Raw genomic sequence first — 17,265 nt, forward strand, 5'->3', positions numbered from 1 at the left:
TCGCTCCTCACCAGCGCATCCGCACACCCAGGCTGCCGATCAGCCCGTTCAGGTCGTTGTCGTCCACGTCGCTGCTGTAGTCGGCGCTGATGTACAGGCTCACGGTCGGGCTAACCCTGGTGACCAGGCCAAGGCCCAGTTCAACGGTCGAGGAGTTGCGGCTGCTGCTGATCTTGTCGACCTGATCGAGGGTCACGGTGTTGCCTGTGTACACGGTGTGCCACAAGTTGGTCCGCACGTAAGGTTCGACCGGCATCCCGTTGATGTCGTAACTGCCTTTCAAGCGCGCACCGACCCGGCCACTCCACGAGGTCAGGTCAGTAGAGGAGGCGTTGCCCGACCCGGCATACGGGGTGTCCAGGGTGATGCGCTGATTGATCAATTGCGCCTGGGGTTCAATCACCCAGTTTTCGCCCAGGCCGATAGGGAAGCCACCTTCCACCGACAGCGTCATGGCGCTGCCCTCGGTGGCTCTTCGGGTCCCTTGTTCGTTGCGGCTGAAGCCGCTGACTCGACCACCGCTGGCAGTCAGGTCGACGTGCCAGCCTTGCGGACCGGTCAGGCTCCAATAGGCGCCGAGGCTTTGCCCCTGGAGGTTGAGCGTGTCGCGGTTGGGGTCGGACATTGCCGGGGTGACCTGCGCGCCGTTGCTGTTGAACTGGATCTGGCTCGTGCCACCGACCAGGCCAACCCTCTGCGTATGGCCGCTGGCGCTTTGTAGGGTGAGGATCGCCGGACCCTTGAGTTCGTTAGTGCCGGGAACGGCCAGGCCCTGGGAAAGGTCATCGGATTGTGCCTGGCGAGACGGCTGGCCGTAGAGTTGCTCCCAGGCCGTGGGCGCGGCGTCTTCGGTGGTCAGGCTGGAGCTGCGCAGATCGGGATGAGTGCTGAATTGACCGGGCCAGGTTGCTGCAAGGCTAGACAGACCGGGTGTCGGGATGTCCTGCCGATACCATGGCGTTGTTTCCTGCTCGGCAGTGGCGGCCTGCACTTGCATGGAGGAACACAGCAGGAGTGAAGTAGACACAGTGCAAAAAGTGATTCTGATCTCGTGTGATGTGAGTGAAATTTTCATGGAGGTCTACCTTGCAGTCGCATGAGGTATCTCGCTCTGGCGTCTCTCCTACCCCGAATGAGGGGCGACCGAATGGATTAGGGGGGCAGCACGGGCAGCCCGTTTTTACGGGAGCCCGAGGCTGGTCCTGGTGGTAATTCCGGGGGTAGTAACGTGAAGTCAAGAAGACGGAAACAGTCGAGTCAAGAAGATGGCCGATCAGTGGTAATGGTTCAAATGACTGATTTTTGGCGTGTACTCCAAGTACTTGTTTGTTCGAAGGATCACCAAAAAAACCTCGGGATTGAGGGGTTTGAACCCCTCACCACTGCACCCGAACCCCAACGTTACCGAATGTTCCCCGTTGTTGAGTGCTGTCGATATTGCTGGTGTAGTCGACGCCGGCATACACACTGACGGATGACGCGACGCTCAGTACCATGCCGATACCGAGGTCGGCGGACGAGGTCCGTTGTTGGGTTTCGATCTGATCGACATGGTCAAAGGTGACCGTGTCGGTGCCGGTGAAAGTGTGCCAGATATTGGCCCGCAGATACGGTTCCAGCGGCCGGCCACTGACCTCATAGCGCCCTTTGAGGCGTGCCCCGACGCGGCCGGTCCAGGCGCTGTCGGAATCGAACGAGACATGGGAGATGCCGTCATCCTGACTGTCGAGCTTGACCTTCTGATAAATCGCCTGGACCTGGGGTTCAACCACCCAGCTGCCGGCCAGCGCAAGCGGATACCCGACTTCTGCCGATAACGTCGTGACGTGACCCTCATTGTCGAACTTCAGGCCGCTTTCGGAGTGATTGTCACCGTTGAGCCAGGTGTACATGGCCACGGTGTCGAGATAGGCCCCGGCGGGGTCGGTGAGGGTCCAGCACGCGCCGAGGCTGTCACCTTGCAATTCCACTTTGCCGGAGCGTTTGCCTTCGAAACCCTGGTTGAAACCGTCGACATCGCCTTGCAGGCGACTGTGGCCGATAAAGAAACCGCTGCGTTGGGTTTGCCCGCTGGCCAGTTGCGAACCGAACAGATCAGTGCCGACCTGAAAGCCATTGAGCGAACCATCCAGTTTTGGCGAAACGGTGCCGGACCAGGTCTGCTCGAGGTTCTTGCCGTAGACCCGGCCCCAACCGGCGCTCAAGGTACCGGTTTGCGTCAGCAGGCGCTGATCACCCTGACGGTCATGAAAGGTGCCCAACGCCGTCAGGCTCAATTGTGCTGCGGCTGGCGGCACCACCGACCAGGTGGGCACCGCCTCGCGATACAGGGGGATGGGCGCTGCTCCGGGTACGGCGGCCGGTAACACCGGGGCTTCGACTGTCGCCACTCCATCAACCCCGACAGCCGTAACAACCGGCGCGGCCACCGGTACTGCGACCACCGGCACCAGCGTCGGCGGCAAGGCGGGATCGGGATTGGCGACGGCAACCACTGGCGGCGCTATCACCGAGGAGCGCAAGTACCAGCTGTTTTCGCTACCGGGCGTGATACCGCCTTTGAACAGGCGGTAATCGAAGGCGCCCACCGACACCGGGGTCGTGAGGACAAACGCAGTGTTGTCGCTGAGTGCCGTGCCTTGGGCCTGCACCAGTTGAATACCGTTTTGCCGGGTCAGGGCGCCCACGCCGCCCACGTTATTGACGGTGATCAGGGTGCTGCCGGTCAGCGTCCCGTTGTTGACCACCAGCTTGTCGCTGGGAGAGTTGTCGTCGCCCACGGCGCTTTGCAAGAGCAATTGACCGCCATTACCCACGTAATTGCCTGCAACCGTCAGGGTGTCATTGGTGCGCGAGTTGGCACGGGTGAGATCGATAACCCCGCTGTTGTTCAAGGTAACGAGCCGACCTGCGGTCAATGGCGTGATGCTGTCCTGCACCGATGTCAGCGTACTGCTGCCATCGACGTTGAACACGCCCGTGCCGCTGGTGCTGTCTCCCAATTGAAAGTTGCCATCCAGATCGAAGCGCGAACCGTTGACCAGGTTGACGGTTTCCCAGTTGATATAGCGGGCGGCGCCTGACGAGGTGGTGTGATCAAGGGTCAACAGGTCATCGCCGACACCGCCGTTGATGCTCGGGGTGAGGGCGAGAGTGCTTTCGCTCAGGTTGCGCAGGGTCACGCGATCACTGTCCGCCGCCAGCAGGATTTGCGAGCGAATGATCCCGCCCCCGTCCCATACCAGACTGTCGTCGCCGTTGCCGGCGCGGATCTCGCCGACAATTTCCCCGCCCGTGACGGTGATGCTGTCGTTGCCATTGCTGACACTGATGTTGCCGCCGATACGCCCGCCGGAAACGATGATGGTATCGGTGCCCAAACCGGTCACCAAGTTGCCAAGGATCTGCCCGCCCGACATGTCGAAGAGATTGTTGTCGAGTTTCATGTCGACCCGGCCGATGGTGCCAGCGGTCATCCTGGCGACGTCGCCGTCCTCGAAGGCACCGACGATGGTGCCGCCGGTCATCAGGAAGGTATCGCGACCATCCCCTTGGGCCAGGGACTGAATAGTCCCGCCAGGCATGACGAAGTTATCGATGCCATTCCCCTGGCTGACCGCCCCGGTGACTTGCCCGGCGCTGATCGTGAAGTTGTCCGCGCCGTCGCCCTGATTCACTTCGCCGGCCACGGTGCCGGAGGCCATGTTCACCGTGTCGGTGCCGGCACCGAAGGTCACGTTGCCGTTGATCCTGCCGGTGCCATTGGCGGGGAAGGTCAGGGAGTTATTGCCCGACAAATCGGTCAACGGTCCGCTGGTGGCGCTGTCGCAGACGAAGTTGTCGTTGCCGGCGGTGGGGGTGAGTGAGCAGGCGGCGTGGGCTGCTTGAGACCAGTTCGCACATAACCAGATTGAGAACAGGTACGCGCCGAAACGGTATTTGGGCAGATCTGTCGAAAACTCCATGCTTGCCTCCGCGATGGGATCAACTTCCGTTCCCTTGGCCTTCATCAATGGCCAGGAACCGGACGTGCTTGGCAGCGCGAGTTGCAAGACAACATCGGGAGAAACAATGACCCGCAAGTACCTTCGGCAACCAAGGCGCTACGTGTGTGGCGCAAGCCCCTGCGGATTTCCGTCAGGGCGTCACCAACGTAGCAGGCACCGATCCAGCGTGGCTACTGTCAGAAGTAACAGGTGGGGGATGATTTTTCGCCACTTTGCACTGAAAGGCCGTGATTCAAAGATGCACTTCCACCGCCAGCGGCAAATGGTCTGAAAGGTGCGTCCACGGCTTGCTCCCGAGTATTTTCGGCTCGTGGCTGCTGGCGTTGCGCAGGTAGATGCGGTCCAGGCGCAACAAGGGAAACCTGGCGGGGTAGGTCTTGGCCGGGCGGCCATGGTGGCGTTCGAAGGCTTCGTGCAAGTAATCGCGGCGGGCCAGGGCGGCATTGCCTTGCATCTGCCAGTCGTTGAAGTCGCCGGCAATGATCACCGGTGCGTGGTCAGGCAGGGACTCAAGGAGCTGACAGAGCAGCTGCAGCTGCAGCTGACGATGGCTTTCCAGCAGGCTGAGGTGCACGCAGATGGCATGCACTTCGCTATGCCCCGGCACGTCCAGCACGCAGTGCAGCAGGCCGCGGCGTTCCGGGCCGGTGATGGAGACGTCGAGATTGCGGTATTCGCGGATCGGGTATTTCGACAGCAGGGCGTTGCCGTGATGGCCGTCGGGATAGACGGCATTGCGCCCATAGGCGAAGTCGCTCCACATGCTGTCGGCGAGAAATTCATACTGCGAGGTTTGTGGCCAATCGTTGTAGCGGGAAGAGTGACGGTCGTGCTCGCCGACGACTTCTTGCAGGAACACCAGGTCTGCCGACGTACTGCGCACCGCTTCACGCAGCTCGGGGAGGATGAAGCGCCGGTTGAGCGCGGTAAATCCCTTGTGGGTATTGACCGTCAGCACGCGAAGCCGATGAATGGCCGCAGGCGTGTTCAATGGCATTGATTCGGCTTCCTGCCGTTTTGAATGACTGGCCACATGCACTCCTCTGATTCAGGGCTGCTTATGTATGCGACTGAGGTGACGGCGTGCAGTTCAGTCTGAAGGATGGCGATTTCAAACCAGGACGATTTCATAAGGCAAACGGATACGCTCCAGCAGCGTTCGCGGCAGCAACGGCGCAAGGCCGATGGCCGGTTCGCCGTCGAGCTGGCTGGCATAGGCATGGATGGCGTGGCTCTTGCGGGCGACTGTCCAGGTATCGAGGCGCACCTTGCGCGCGCGATGCCAGGGAATCAGCTCGCGGTCCCGGGCCGGCCAGTGCCAGGCCCGGAACGGTACGTCGTGGTAGGTTGCCCCGGCGATGGCCGCCGCCCTGGCGCTGGCCCGGCCGACGGTGTCGTGGTCGACGTTGCCGTCCTCGCACCAGGTGCTGAACACCACATCGCCGGGGCGCAGGTAGCGCGTGATGAACTGGACGATCTGTTCTTCGTGTTCCACCAGGGCGTTATCGGTAAACCCGCCACGAATCCACTTCAGGCTGTGCATTGGCAGCCCGAGACGGCGTATGGCTTCAACGCTTTCCTGGGGGCGAAAAACACTGAGGCGTTTTTCCGACCACTGCCGGGAGCCCGGATGGCTGGCGCTGCCGTCGGTGATCGAGATCAATTGCAGTGGGTGGCCGAGGTTGCTGAGCAATTGCAGCAGGCCGCCGCAGGCCACGACTTCATCGCCGGGGTGCGGGGCAATGAACACCGCGCGTGCGCCGCTGGGCACCAGGGATTGGGTGCTGATGACCGCAATGCTGTCCAGTTGCGGGGCACTGTTCCAGATCTGTGATGGCAGGCTGGCTTCGCTGACGGAAACGGATTTCATGGGTATTACGTCCTTGTTCTGCTTCGCCTTCAGTCGTGCGCGGGTCTGGCCCGGCCGACCCGTGAGGGCTGGTGGATAGCGTGGTGCGACAAGCCCAACCCTGGATGGCCGCGAATCGAGTATTGCTCATGTAATGCTATTCGTCGCGTCGCCAACTCAAGCAAAATGACTTTTCCGCCCTGCGGCAGTGGCGCGGTGAATTCCTCGACCTCGTCGTTACTCTTCTTCCTCATGCTGCAACTCGAACAGCAGCAGCGAGCGGCCGGTGACCGAGTACTCGTGGCCGAACTCGAAGCGCTCCTGGCCACGGATCGACGGCTGGTTGGTGTCGATCATGCACGTCCAGAAACCACCGTCAGGCACCTCCGGCAGGCGGAAGTTGACGATGTCGTGATGGGCGTTGAACACCAGCATCAACGTCGCGTCGGCGCCTTTGCGGCGGATGCCGGTTTCCTGGGCGCGGCCATCGAGCAGCATGCCCAGGCAGCGATTGTGCGCATCGTGCCATTGCTTGGTGGTCATTTCCGATCCGTCCGGCGCCAGCCAGGTCACGTCCTTGACGCCGATGTCTTCGTTGTAATTACCCACCAGGAAACGCCCGCGGCGCAGGATCGGGTAGGTCAGGCGCAACTTGATCAGGCGTTTGACGAACTTGAGCAGGGCCTTGCCGTCTTCGCTGAGGTCCCAGTTGACCCAGCCGATCTCGCTGTCCTGGCAGTAGGCATTGTTGTTGCCGTCCTGGGTCCGGGCGAACTCGTCGCCGGCCACCAGCATTGGCGTGCCTTGGGCCAGCAGCAGGGTGGCGAAGAAATTGCGCATCTGCCGATGGCGCAGGGCGTTGATCTCGGGGTCGTCGGTGGGGCCTTCGACGCCGTGGTTCCACGACAGGTTGTTGTTGCTGCCGTCCTGATTGTCTTCGTCGTTGGCTTCGTTGTGCTTGTCGTTGTAAGACACCAGGTCATTGAGGGTGAAGCCATCATGGGCGGTGACGAAATTGACCGATGAATAGGGCCGCCGGCCACGTTGATTGAACATCTCCCCCGAAGCGGTCAGGCGGCTGGCAAAGTCCGCCAGTTGCCCGTCATCACCTTTCCAGAACGAGCGTACGGTGTCGCGGAATTTGTCGTTCCACTCGACCCACCCCGGCGGGAAGCGGCCGACCTGGTAACCGCCGGGGCCGCAGTCCCAGGGTTCGGCAATCAGTTTGACCTGGCGCAGCACCGGGTCTTGGCGGCAGGCGACGAGGAAACTGTGGCGCTCGTCGAAGCCGTCGTGGTAACGCCCGAGAATGGTCGCCAGGTCGAAGCGGAAACCGTCCACGTGCATTTCCGAGGCCCAGTAGCGCAGGGAGTCGGTGACCATTTGCAGTACGCAGGGGTGGCTCAGGTCGAGGGTGTTGCCGGTGCCGGAATCGTTGATATAGAAGCGCTTGTCCTCGGGCATCAGACGATAGTAGGACGCATTGTCGATGCCGCGCATCGACAGGGTCGGGCCTTGTTCGTTGCCCTCGGCGGTGTGGTTGTAGACCACGTCGAGGATCACTTCCAGATTGGCTTCGTGCAGGTGCGCGACCATTTCCTTGAACTCGGCAATCTTGCCGCTGGCCAGGTAACGCGGGTCGGGGGCGAAAAAGGCAATGCTGTTGTAGCCCCAGTAATTGGTCATGCCCTTGTGCAGCAAATGCTGGTCGTTGACGAACGCGTGGATCGGCAGCAACTCCACGGTCGACACGCCGAGCTTGCGGATGTGTTCCACCACGTCATCGACCATCAAGCCGGCAAAGGTGCCGCGCACGTTTTCGGGAACCGAGGGGTGACGCATGCTGAAACCGCGGACATGGGTTTCATAAATGATCGTCTTGTCCCACGGCACGCTGACTCGATGATCGTGGCCCCAGGTGTGCGCCGGGTCGATGACCTTGCACTTGGGCACGAAGGGCGCGCTGTCGCGTTCATCGAAGCTGAGGTCGGCGTCGGGGTGGCCGATGGTGTAGCCGAACAGCGCTTCGGACCATTTCAGCTTGCCCACCAGTTGTTTGGCGTAGGGGTCGATCAGCAGTTTGTTGGGGTTGAAGCGATGGCCATTGGCGGGGTCGTACGGGCCGTACACGCGATAGCCATAGATCTGCCCCGGATGGGCGTCGGGCAGGTAGCCGTGGTAGATCTCGTCGGTGTATTCGGGCAGTTCGATGCGTTCGAGTTCCACCTCGCCGGCGTCGTCGAACAGGCACAGTTCAACCCGGGTGGCGTGGGCGGAAAACAGGGCGAAGTTGACTCCCAGTCCATCCCAGGTGGCGCCCAGTGGGAAGGGCAGGCCTTCGCGGATTCGCGTGGCTTCAGCGCGTGGGGCTGGCGCGGCGGCTTTCTTTGGGCTGGTCATGAATGCTCCTGGGTACAAATACTCGCGGATCAGCACTGCAACCTGTGGGAGCGGGCTTGCTCGCGAATGCGGTCTGACATTCAACATTTGTGTTGTCTGAAACGCCGCTTTCGCGAGCAAGCCCGCTCCCACAGGTATGTCTTGGACCTAATCAGATCGCGGGCGGTTTTCGCGGCGCCCGGGGTTTTTTCTCCGCGGCCTTTTCTCCTGGCGGGAGCACTTTCGACGCTGCCGCCGGTTTGGCCTTGGTCTTCGACGCGGCGGTCTTGCCGTTGAGCGTCTTGTCGGGGCCAGGTTTTGCGTCGGCGGTTTTCTTCGGCGCTGCCTTGCTGGCGGCGACCTTCGGGGACTTTTTCGGGGCCAGGGCTTCGGCTTCTGCCAGCTTGCGCGCCATCTCCCAGTGGCGGGCTTCCTGACCTTCGGGTTTTCCTTCGGACTCCCAGATCTGATAGGCGAATTCGCGGATGCGTTTATCGTCGGTACTCATTGCAATGCTCCTGAACTGACTCAAGTGTGAATAATGAGATTGACCGGGAAATCCCCCAGCGCGGCGCTGACCAGCAGCTCCCTGTGTTTTGTGACTGTGACGCCGGAAAAAAGTCCCTTCAGATGTTCATCAGGGGCGGTGAACGGCAGTTTGACCCGGGTATCGCCCCACAGCGGCGCGTGGACCTGCGGCTCGGCACTGTTTTCCAGCAGTTCGGCACAACGTATCGGCACAATCACGATGGCGCGTTTTCCCTCCCGTTCACGGACAAAACCCAGCACTCGATGGGCCTCGCTGCCCACCACTTCCAGGGCCTGGTAGGTACCTCGCCGAAACAGTTCGGCATGCTCGGCACGCAACCCCAGGGCGCGGGCAATCAAGGCCTGCTTGATGCGCCCGTCACGCCAGTTCGCCAGCAGATCGGGTAGATCCACAGGCTGCTGCAGTGCCTGCTGGCGACTGGCGTAATCCACCGGCCGGCGGTTGTCCGGATCGACCAGGCTGAAGTCCCAGAACTCGTTGCCCTGATACAGATCCGGCACGCCGGGCACGGTCATGCGCAGCAAGGTTTGCGCCAAACCGTTGAGTGCGCCGGGGACGGCGATCGACCGGGCAGCCTTGGCGAGGGCCTTGCGCAACAGCTCGCCTTCGGGACCGAGCAACAGGCGCTGGATGAAGCCTTCGCTCGCTTGCTCGTAAGCATCATTGGGCGCGCTCCAGCTGCTTTGCAGCTTGGCCTCGCGCAGGGCCTTGCGTTGCCACTGCCAGAGGCGTTTTGCGTAGTCCTCCAGCGCCGTCGGATCGCCAATGTCCAACTCCAGCGGCCAACTGCCGAGGATCGCCTGATACAGAATCAACTCATCGCCCGCCGACGGCGCTTGATCGTCACTGCGCAATGGCCGGGCGAGGGCGCGCCACAGGCCGATCTGATCGGCATACCAGCTATGGCGTTCGCTCAAGATCGCCAGCCGCGCCCGCGTATCTTCGCCGCGCTTGTGGTCATGGGTGGCGCTGGCCAGCAGGTTGTCCGGGAAGGTGCGCAGACGCTCGATGCAGGCTTGATGAAAGTCGCCGACCGGGGCACTGAACTGGCCGGTGCTGAACCCCACGTCATTGCGCGAGAGCAGGACGGCCGAACGATAGAAGGCGGTGTCTTCCACAGCTTTCGCCGCGGCCGGCGAGGTCAGTTGCTGGAAACGTACGCAGGCGTGCTTGAGGCGTTTGCGTTCGCGACCGGCCGGGCGTTGCCGCCAGGGCTCGCCACCGAGCCAACCGGCCAGGCAATCGAGCACCGGCCAGTCCGCTTCGCCCAGGGTTTGCCGGGCGCCGTCCATGGCCTGGCGAAAAAACACCTCGTCCTCGGCAGACCGGCCAAGGGGGCTGATGTAGGTGCGGTACACCGGAAAATGCACGATCAGCGCCTGCAAGGCCCGGCGAATCGCACCGAGGGTCAAATCGCGGGTCATGAGATTGTCCCGGGCCACTTGCAGCAAGGCCTGGGCGACGCTTTCGAAATCGCCGGCCAGGGAACCATTGAGGACCTGCTGGCGCGCCAGTTGCGCTTCCTGGTCGAAGTCGGCGGTGCGCTCGCTGTGGCGCTGCCAGCGTTCGGCCAGTGTCTGCGCACCCCGAGGGTCGGTTTGCAGCAGTGATAGCTGGTTCATGAATTCGTAGCCGGTGGTGCCATCCACCGACCAGTCGCGATGCAGGGTTTCGCCTTCGCCGAGGATCTTTTCGACATAGATGGGCAGGTGGCGCCCCGCAGACAGGCTGTCGACCCGGCGGCGCAGTTTTCGGCAGTAGCCCCGTGGGTCGGCGAGGCCGTCGATGTGGTCGATGCGCAACCCGTCGATCAGCCCTTCAGCCACCAGTTGGAAAATTTTCCCGTGGGTGGCTTCGAACACCGCGGGACGCTCGACGCGCAGCCCGCCGAGCTCATTGATATCAAAGAAGCGCCGCCAGTTGATGTCATCGGCGGCGGTGCGCCAACTGGCCAGGCGATAGCTCTGGCGTTCCAGCAGGTTGTGCAGGCGCAGGAAGCCATCGCCGTTCAGTGAGTCGTAGTCTTTCAGGTGCTGCTCAATGGCTTGGGCAATGGCCGGATCGCTGATCAGGTCGAGTAGTTCTGCTTTCAGTGGAATCGCCAGGCTGTGGGCGTCGGTCTGGTAGCTCAGGGTGCTGAAGCGATCGGCGAGGTTTTTCAGTTGCTCGTTCTGTTGCGCATCGAGCGGCGCATCGACCTTGAGCAATTCGCCGTAATCGCTTGGGCAAATGGGGAAGCGGTGTTCGTAGTGCTCGACATGAAAGCTGCCGTGCCAGGCATCGAAGCGCAGGGGCAGGGTGCCGTCCTGCAACGCGACGCCGTAATCGCTGCCCAGGAACGGCAGGAGCAATTGGCCCTCCATCAACGGATCGGGCGAGTGCCACTGGATATCGAAAAACTCGCCGTAGGGGCTCAGGCGTCCCCACTCGAGCAAATCCAGCCACCAGGGATTATCACTGCCGCCGACCGCCATGTGGTTGGAGACGATGTCGAGGATCAAGCCCATGTTCTGCGCGTGCAATGCGCTGACCAGGCTGCGCAGCGCCGCCTCGCCGCCCAGTTCCGGGTTGACCCGGGTCGGGTCCACCACGTCATAGCCATGCATCGAGCCGGCGCGCGCGCGAAGCAGCGGGGAGGCATAGACATGGCTGATGCCGAGGCGGGCGAAATACGGCACCAGTGGCACCGCATCCTCCAGCGTGAAGCCTTTGTGAAATTGCAGGCGCAACGTGGCGCGCAACGATCGGGTCGGCACTTGAGTCATCGATCACGCTCGGCCGCCTGAAGTCGCGCACAGGCGAGCAGTTCCAGGCGCCGCGCGGCATCCGCGCCATCGAGCAGGGCTTCGCTGTAACCGGGCAAGCGCCGCGACCAGTTCGGGTGAGTGTCGATGGTGCCCGGCAGGTTGGCCTGTTGTTCCACGCCAAGGGCATCTTCCAGTGGCAGCAACACCAAGGGTGCCCGGGTATGGCCGAGGAAACGCACGCTGGCATCGAGCACCTGGTCGGTTTCGTGGGATTCCTCGCGAAAGTTCTGCGGGTCCTGGCTCAACGCCCGGCGCAGGCCTTCGCGCTCGCGTTCACGGTGCTGGCGCCATTCGATTTCAGTGCTGGCATCGACCATGCCGAGCCCGGCGTTCCAGTCGATATCACGGCCATGCCACCAGCCGTTGAGGGTGGGCAGGTCATGGGTGCTGGTGGTCGCCAGGGCGTTGTCGGGCCAGTCGAGGATCGGCTTGAAGTGCGTGTTGTCTTGTTCGAACAGCAATACCCGCATGCCGAGCATCGAACGGGCGATGAGTTTTTCCCGCAGGCCGTCCGGCACGGTACCGAGGTCTTCGCCGAGGACGATGGCCTGGTGACGGTGGGACTCCAGGGTCAGCAGGCGCAGCAGATCGTCCACCGGGTAATACAGGTAGGCGCCGTCGGCTGGCGGCGAGCCATTGGGGATCACCCACAGACGCTGCAAGCCCATGACGTGATCGATGCGCAAGCCACCGGAATGGGCGAAGTTGGCCCGCAGCATTTCGATGAAGGCACGGAAACCATTGCGCACCAGGCCTTCGGGGGAGAACGCGGAAATCCCCCAGCCCTGGCCACTGCGGTTGAGAATGTCCGGCGGCGCTCCGACGGTGAGGGAGGCGAGCAGTTCGTCCTGACGGCTCCAGGCCTGGCTGCCACCGCCATCGGCGCCAACGGCCAGGTCGGCGATCAGGCCAATGCTCATGCCGCTGGCGCGGGCGGCGGTTTGCGCGCGCTCCAGGCAGCGCGTGATCAGCCACTGACAGAAGGCATAGAAACCGATTCGCCCGGCATTCTCTTCGGCGAATGCTGCAAGCTCGTCACTGCGCGGGTTGCGCCAGGGTTCGGGCCATTGGCGCCAGTCGAGGTGTTCACCGCGTGCGGCGCGAGCCTCCTGGATGGCTTCGAAGCGGCAGTGGTTTTCCAGCGCTTCGCCAGCGGCGTGACGAAAACTGCTGAAATCCTCGTGCAACGGGTGTTCACCCTGGACGAAACCTTCGTACAGCGACTGCAGCAGCCGGTGCTTGGCTTCGGCGGCGGCCGGCCAGTCAATCAGCGGGCGTTCTTCCAGTGCCTTGAGTTCAATGGCCAGGCCAGTGGCGTCAATGGCGGTACGCAATGCGCGTTCGCCGAGAATGGTGCCGGGGGCGCAGTAAAGGCTGTTGAGAAACAAGCGGCTGGACGGCGAATATGGGCTGTAGCGCTGGGTGTCACTGGAAAACATCGCATGCAACGGGCTGATCGCCAGCGCCTCGGCGCCACGCTCACCGGCCACCCGGGCGAGGTCCTCCAGCGCCTGGGTATCACCAAAGCCGCCATCGCCGGGGCGGCGCAATCCATACAGCTGCACGCTCAGGCCCCAGGCACGCGGGATCGGGTTGTCCACGGCGTCGGCCACGCTGTAGCAACGGGCCGGCGCCACCGCCAGGGTGAAGGTTTGTCCGTCGATGCTGACTTGTTGATAGCCGACCGGAACCAGTCCCGGCAGCACCGAGTTGGCATCCAGTTTCAGGTTCAGCCGCGAGCCATCCTCGAGGTGGATTTCGCAAGGGGTTTGCGGCTCGAAGAAACGCGCCAGGTCCAGGCCTGCACCCGCATCGACGGTCATCAGGGGTGGCAAGTGATGGGTCTGTTGCACCGCTTGCAATTCCAGCAGGCTGGCGTCGATTTCCTGGGCGCTGCCGGCTGGGTGGCCAAGGCCGGTCAGGACGTTGCGCAACACCGAAGGTGCAACTTTTTGCGCACGGCCGTTGGCGTCGATCCAATCGACCGCTAGGCCGGCACGGCTGGCCAGGATTTCCAGTTGCGCATCACTCATGGACGCTCTCCATACGGGGTAGCAAAGGGGCTGCGGCGGCGAGGCTGGCGAGCGCGCAATATGGGGCAAGGGTGCCTTGGTCCAGCAGCCCGGCGCTCTGTGGCGGGTATTCGAACAACCGCGTGGCACCAGGCAGTGAGGTGTGGACTACGGGCTTGGCGCTGAGGTTCAGGTCAATGCGCAGTTGGCTGCCGTCGCCCAGGCGCCAAGATGCACTGACCGCGCCTTCGCCCAGCACGTCGGCGCCCAATGCCTGGGCATCGGGCAGGCGCGGGATGAGGAGCCGGTGACGGATCTGCAACAGCCGGCAATACAGGTCATGCATCTCGCCGTGGCCGGTCAGGGGCAGGACAGGGCGCGACGCTGCAAACGTCTGCGGATCGTTCGGGTCCGGAATGTGTTCGAGCAGGAGCGGGCCGGCAAAGGCGCTGAACGCCGCGAACTCGTTGCGTCGGCCGTCGCGAACAAGTTTCGCCAATTCACCGTGATGGCTGGTGAAAAACAGGAAGGGTTGCTCGACGGCAAACTCGTCGCCCATGAACAGCAACGGAATCATCGGCGACAGCAGCAGCAACACCGTGGCGGCCCGTAGCGCTTGCGGGTGGGCGAGTTGATGCAGGCGCTCGCCGAAGGCCCGGTTGCCGATCTGGTCATGGTTCTGCAAAAACAGGATGAATGCGCCGGGTGGCAAATGCCCGCTGGGCTCACCACGCGCCACACCATGACGGTTCAGATGGCCCTGGAACACGAAACCCTGGCTCAGGCAGCGCGCCAGTTGTTCGGTGGGGTTTTGCGCGTAGTCGGCGTAATAGGCCTCGGTTTCACCGGTGAGCAATACGTGCAGGGCGTTGTGGCCGTCGTCATTCCATTGCGCGTCGTAATCGTGTTCGAGCAGGCTGGCCTGGTTGTGTTCGTTCTCCACCATCAGCCAGACATGCCGCGCCGGCCCCGTCTGCTGGCGCACCCGTCGGGCCAGTTCCTGGAGGAAGTCCGGGTCTTCGATGGCGTGCACCGCGTCCAGGCGCAATCCGTCGAATCGGTATTCCAGCAGCCACATCAAGGCGTTTTCGATGAAGAAGTCCCGTACTTCGCGACGGCGCAAGTCGATGGCCGCGCCCCACGGGGTGTGTTTGTCTTCGCGAAAAAAGCCCTTGGCATAACGATGCAGGTAATTGCCGTCCGGGCCGAAGTGGTTGTAGACCACGTCGAGAATCACCGCCAAACCGTGGCCATGGGCGGTATCGATCAAGTGCTTGAGCTGCTCGGGTGAGCCGTATGAAGCCTGGGGTGCGTAGGGCAGGACGCCGTCATAACCCCAGTTGCGCTCACCGGGAAACTGCGCGATGGGCATCAGTTCGATCGCAGTCACACCCAGTTCGACCAGCCGCGCCAGATGCTGCTCGACGGCACTGAAGCCGCCGAGTGCACCGACATGCAACTCGTAGATCACCGCTTCGTTCCATGGCCGTCCCGGCCAGGTACTGTGTTGCCAGGCATAGGCCAGCGGATCGACCACCACACTGTGCCGGTCAACATCGCCTGCCTGGGCGCGGGAGGCCGGGTCGGGCACCTCCAGTTCGCCGTCGATGCTGTAGCGGTAACGCGTACCTGCCGGGCATCGGGTGTTGATCACGAACCAGCCGTCGGCCTGGGGCAGCAACGGCAAGGACTGTCCATTTTCCAGTTCGACACTGACGTAGAACGCATCTGGCGCCCACAACGCGAATCGCGTGTGCTCCGGGTCCAGCATGATTGCGCCGTGGGGCCAGGTCTCAAGGGTCCGTAACGGCATCTTGAAAGCCTCTTACTGTTTGTGCGATTTCCCCAATGCCTTAGCCACAAGCTGTTCGTAGAGTTCGGCGTAGGGTTCGACCGCCTTGCACCAGTTGAACGGTGCTGCCATGGCCCGGCAGCGCATGGCGTGCAGCAGGTCGGGAAAGGCGAACACCTTGAACGCACGGCTCAGGGCTTCCTGATAGCTCTGCACGGTGGATTCATCGAACAGGAAACCGGTCACGCCGTTTTCGATGGTGTCGGCCAGGCCTCCGGTATTGCGTGCCACCGGCAACGAGCCGAAGCGCTGGGCATACATCTGGCTCAGGCCGCATGGCTCGTAACGCGAAGGCATCAGCAGGAAGTCGCTGCCGGCGAACATGCGCCGGGCGTCGGTTTCGTTGAAGCCAATGCGCACGCCGATCTGCCCGGGGAAGCGCAGGGCCAGTTCGCGCATCGACTGTTCTTCCTCCGGCTCGCCACGGCCAATGATTGCGATCTGGCCGCCGGATTTGACGATGTATTCGGAGACTGCCTCGGTGAGGTCCAGGCCTTTCTGGTAAACCAGTCGCGAGACCACCGCAAACAGGGGGCCTTCGGAGTCTTCCAGACCGAACAGCTCGCGGACGTGGGCGGCATTGACTGCCTTGCCATCCCAGTCGCCGACCTCGAACGGGCAGAACAGGTGCGGGTCGGTCGCCGCATCCCAGCTTTCATCGATACCGTTGGGAATCCCGCTGAGCAGGCCTTGCTGGGTCTTGGCGGCGAGGAAACCGTCGAGACCGCAGCCGAAGTCCGGCGTGGTGATTTCCTGGGCGTAGGTCGCGCTGACCGTGGTGATGTGGCTCGAATAGGCCATGCCGGCCTTGAGGAACGACATCTTGCCGTAGAACTCCATGCCTTCCTGTTGCAGCGCGTGATGGGGAATGCCCAGTTCGGGGCACGAGCCCAGGCTGGTCACGCCCTGGTAAGCCAGGTTGTGAATGGTGAACAGCGTCGGCGTGCGCTGCCCGCGCCAGTGCATATAGGCCGGGGCCAGGCCGGCGGGCCAGTCGTGGGCATGCACCAGGTCCGGGCACCAGTGGATTTGTGCGAGGTTGGCGGCGATATCGGCGGCTGCCAGGCCCAGGCGGGCGAAACGGATATGGTTGTCCGGCCAGTCGCGGCCGTTGTTGGCGCCGTAGGGTGAACCTTCGCGCTCATAGAGTTCGGGGCAGATCAGCACGTAAATGACCAGGCCATCGGGCATGTCCATGCGCCCGATCTTGCACGGTGGCAACGCCGCATGGCCGCCGAGTTCGCCAATGATATGGATCGGATTTTCGCTATGCAGCACCTGCGGGTAACCCGGGATCAACACCCGTACGTCATGCAGATGGGCCATGGCCCGTGGCAGTGCCGCGGAAACGTCGCCCAGGCCACCGGTTTTCACCAGGTCGGCAATTTCCGAGGTGACGAACAGGACTTTCTTACGGTTCGGATTCTGGTTGGCTGCCGGGGTCAGCGTCCTGGTGCCAGGCACGTTGACAGGTTGGGTATTTGCGGCAGTCACGGCGCTCGATTCGCCGACCTGATGAGCACGCTCTCCCTGTATTTCCAAAGCCGTACTGATCATATGAATCTCCCGTGTTGTTGATCTAATTCTTAGGTCTGGCAAACGGTGTTCCAAAGCCAATTCACGTGGCCGGGCGCAATCGCGCTACGCATCAGTGAGCAAGCGCTGCCCAATGCGCTGAAGCAGAAAGGGTGAATGAGCCGTTGCAAAGATTGCACCAGTCGCAACGCACCTTCTTGTCAGAGGACTGATCGGGATGGGAAAAAGTTTCGGCTATTTTTCCACTTTATGACCGATCGGTTTCGTCTCGAG

At 62.4% G+C, this 17,265-nt stretch carries 10 protein-coding genes; all 10 read right to left on the reverse strand.

Annotated features, from left to right (window positions below):
- Window positions 1–7: 7 nt before the first annotated feature.
- The 10 genes from QMK54_RS14820 to glgA all read right to left on the reverse strand — a co-directional run bounded on the left by QMK54_RS14820 (window position 8) and on the right by glgA (window position 17,013).
- Window positions 8–1,075: an autotransporter outer membrane beta-barrel domain-containing protein gene (locus QMK54_RS14820; protein WP_320402811.1), complete on the reverse strand. Its 1,068-nt coding sequence runs from the start codon at window positions 1,073–1,075 to the stop codon at window positions 8–10.
- A gap of 301 nt (window positions 1,076–1,376) precedes the next feature.
- Window positions 1,377–3,965, reverse strand: a complete 2,589-nt coding sequence (locus tag QMK54_RS14825) for an autotransporter outer membrane beta-barrel domain-containing protein (RefSeq protein ID WP_320402812.1) — start codon at window positions 3,963–3,965, stop codon at window positions 1,377–1,379.
- Window positions 3,966–4,239: 274 nt separating this feature from the next.
- Window positions 4,240–5,004, reverse strand: a complete 765-nt coding sequence (locus QMK54_RS14830) for an endonuclease/exonuclease/phosphatase family protein (RefSeq protein ID WP_110660921.1) — start codon at window positions 5,002–5,004, stop codon at window positions 4,240–4,242.
- 114 nt (window positions 5,005–5,118) lie between these two features.
- Window positions 5,119–5,877, reverse strand: coding sequence for a PIG-L deacetylase family protein (locus QMK54_RS14835; RefSeq protein WP_110660920.1), 759 nt, complete (start codon window positions 5,875–5,877; stop codon window positions 5,119–5,121).
- Between the two features lie 216 nt (window positions 5,878–6,093).
- The gene (glgX, locus tag QMK54_RS14840; protein WP_110660919.1) at window positions 6,094–8,256 is read right to left on the reverse strand and encodes a glycogen debranching protein GlgX; all 2,163 of its coding nucleotides are present in this window, start codon (window positions 8,254–8,256) and stop codon (window positions 6,094–6,096) included.
- Between the two features lie 151 nt (window positions 8,257–8,407).
- Window positions 8,408–8,743 (reverse strand): DUF2934 domain-containing protein, encoded by a 336-nt coding sequence (locus QMK54_RS14845; RefSeq protein ID WP_110659920.1) that lies wholly within the window; start codon window positions 8,741–8,743, stop codon window positions 8,408–8,410.
- 20 nt (window positions 8,744–8,763) lie between these two features.
- Window positions 8,764–11,550 carry a malto-oligosyltrehalose synthase gene (locus QMK54_RS14850; protein WP_320402813.1) on the reverse strand — a complete coding sequence of 929 codons (2,787 nt, stop codon included), beginning with the start codon at window positions 11,548–11,550 and terminating at the stop codon, window positions 8,764–8,766.
- Window positions 11,547–13,625, reverse strand: a complete 2,079-nt coding sequence (gene malQ / locus QMK54_RS14855) for a 4-alpha-glucanotransferase (protein WP_320402814.1) — start codon at window positions 13,623–13,625, stop codon at window positions 11,547–11,549. Before malQ ends, QMK54_RS14850 begins: the two co-directional genes overlap by 4 nt.
- Window positions 13,618–15,417: a malto-oligosyltrehalose trehalohydrolase gene (gene treZ / locus QMK54_RS14860; RefSeq protein ID WP_320402815.1), complete on the reverse strand. Its 1,800-nt coding sequence runs from the start codon at window positions 15,415–15,417 to the stop codon at window positions 13,618–13,620. Before treZ ends, malQ begins: the two co-directional genes overlap by 8 nt.
- Before the next feature lie 12 nt (window positions 15,418–15,429).
- Window positions 15,430–17,013, reverse strand: a complete 1,584-nt coding sequence (gene glgA, locus QMK54_RS14865; protein ID WP_110659924.1) for a glycogen synthase GlgA — start codon at window positions 17,011–17,013, stop codon at window positions 15,430–15,432.
- Between the last annotated feature and the right edge of the window lie 252 nt (window positions 17,014–17,265).

The organism is Pseudomonas sp. P5_109 (genome assembly GCF_034009455.1).
GTDB lineage: Bacteria > Pseudomonadota > Gammaproteobacteria > Pseudomonadales > Pseudomonadaceae > Aquipseudomonas.

Excerpts from the sequence above, each read along its gene's own strand:
- QMK54_RS14820 (WP_320402811.1), bottom strand. The coding sequence starts at position 1,075 with ATGAAAATTTCACTCACATCACACGAGATCAGAATCACTTTTTGCACT.
- QMK54_RS14825 (WP_320402812.1), bottom strand. The coding sequence starts at position 3,965 with ATGGAGTTTTCGACAGATCTGCCCAAATACCGTTTCGGCGCGTACCTG.
- QMK54_RS14830 (WP_110660921.1), bottom strand. The coding sequence starts at position 5,004 with ATGCCATTGAACACGCCTGCGGCCATTCATCGGCTTCGCGTGCTGACG.
- QMK54_RS14835 (WP_110660920.1), bottom strand. The coding sequence starts at position 5,877 with ATGAAATCCGTTTCCGTCAGCGAAGCCAGCCTGCCATCACAGATCTGG.
- glgX (WP_110660919.1), bottom strand. The coding sequence starts at position 8,256 with ATGACCAGCCCAAAGAAAGCCGCCGCGCCAGCCCCACGCGCTGAAGCC.
- QMK54_RS14845 (WP_110659920.1), bottom strand. The coding sequence starts at position 8,743 with ATGAGTACCGACGATAAACGCATCCGCGAATTCGCCTATCAGATCTGG.
- QMK54_RS14850 (WP_320402813.1), bottom strand. The coding sequence starts at position 11,550 with ATGACTCAAGTGCCGACCCGATCGTTGCGCGCCACGTTGCGCCTGCAA.
- malQ (WP_320402814.1), bottom strand. The coding sequence starts at position 13,625 with ATGAGTGATGCGCAACTGGAAATCCTGGCCAGCCGTGCCGGCCTAGCG.
- treZ (WP_320402815.1), bottom strand. The coding sequence starts at position 15,417 with ATGCCGTTACGGACCCTTGAGACCTGGCCCCACGGCGCAATCATGCTG.
- glgA (WP_110659924.1), bottom strand. The coding sequence starts at position 17,013 with ATGATCAGTACGGCTTTGGAAATACAGGGAGAGCGTGCTCATCAGGTC.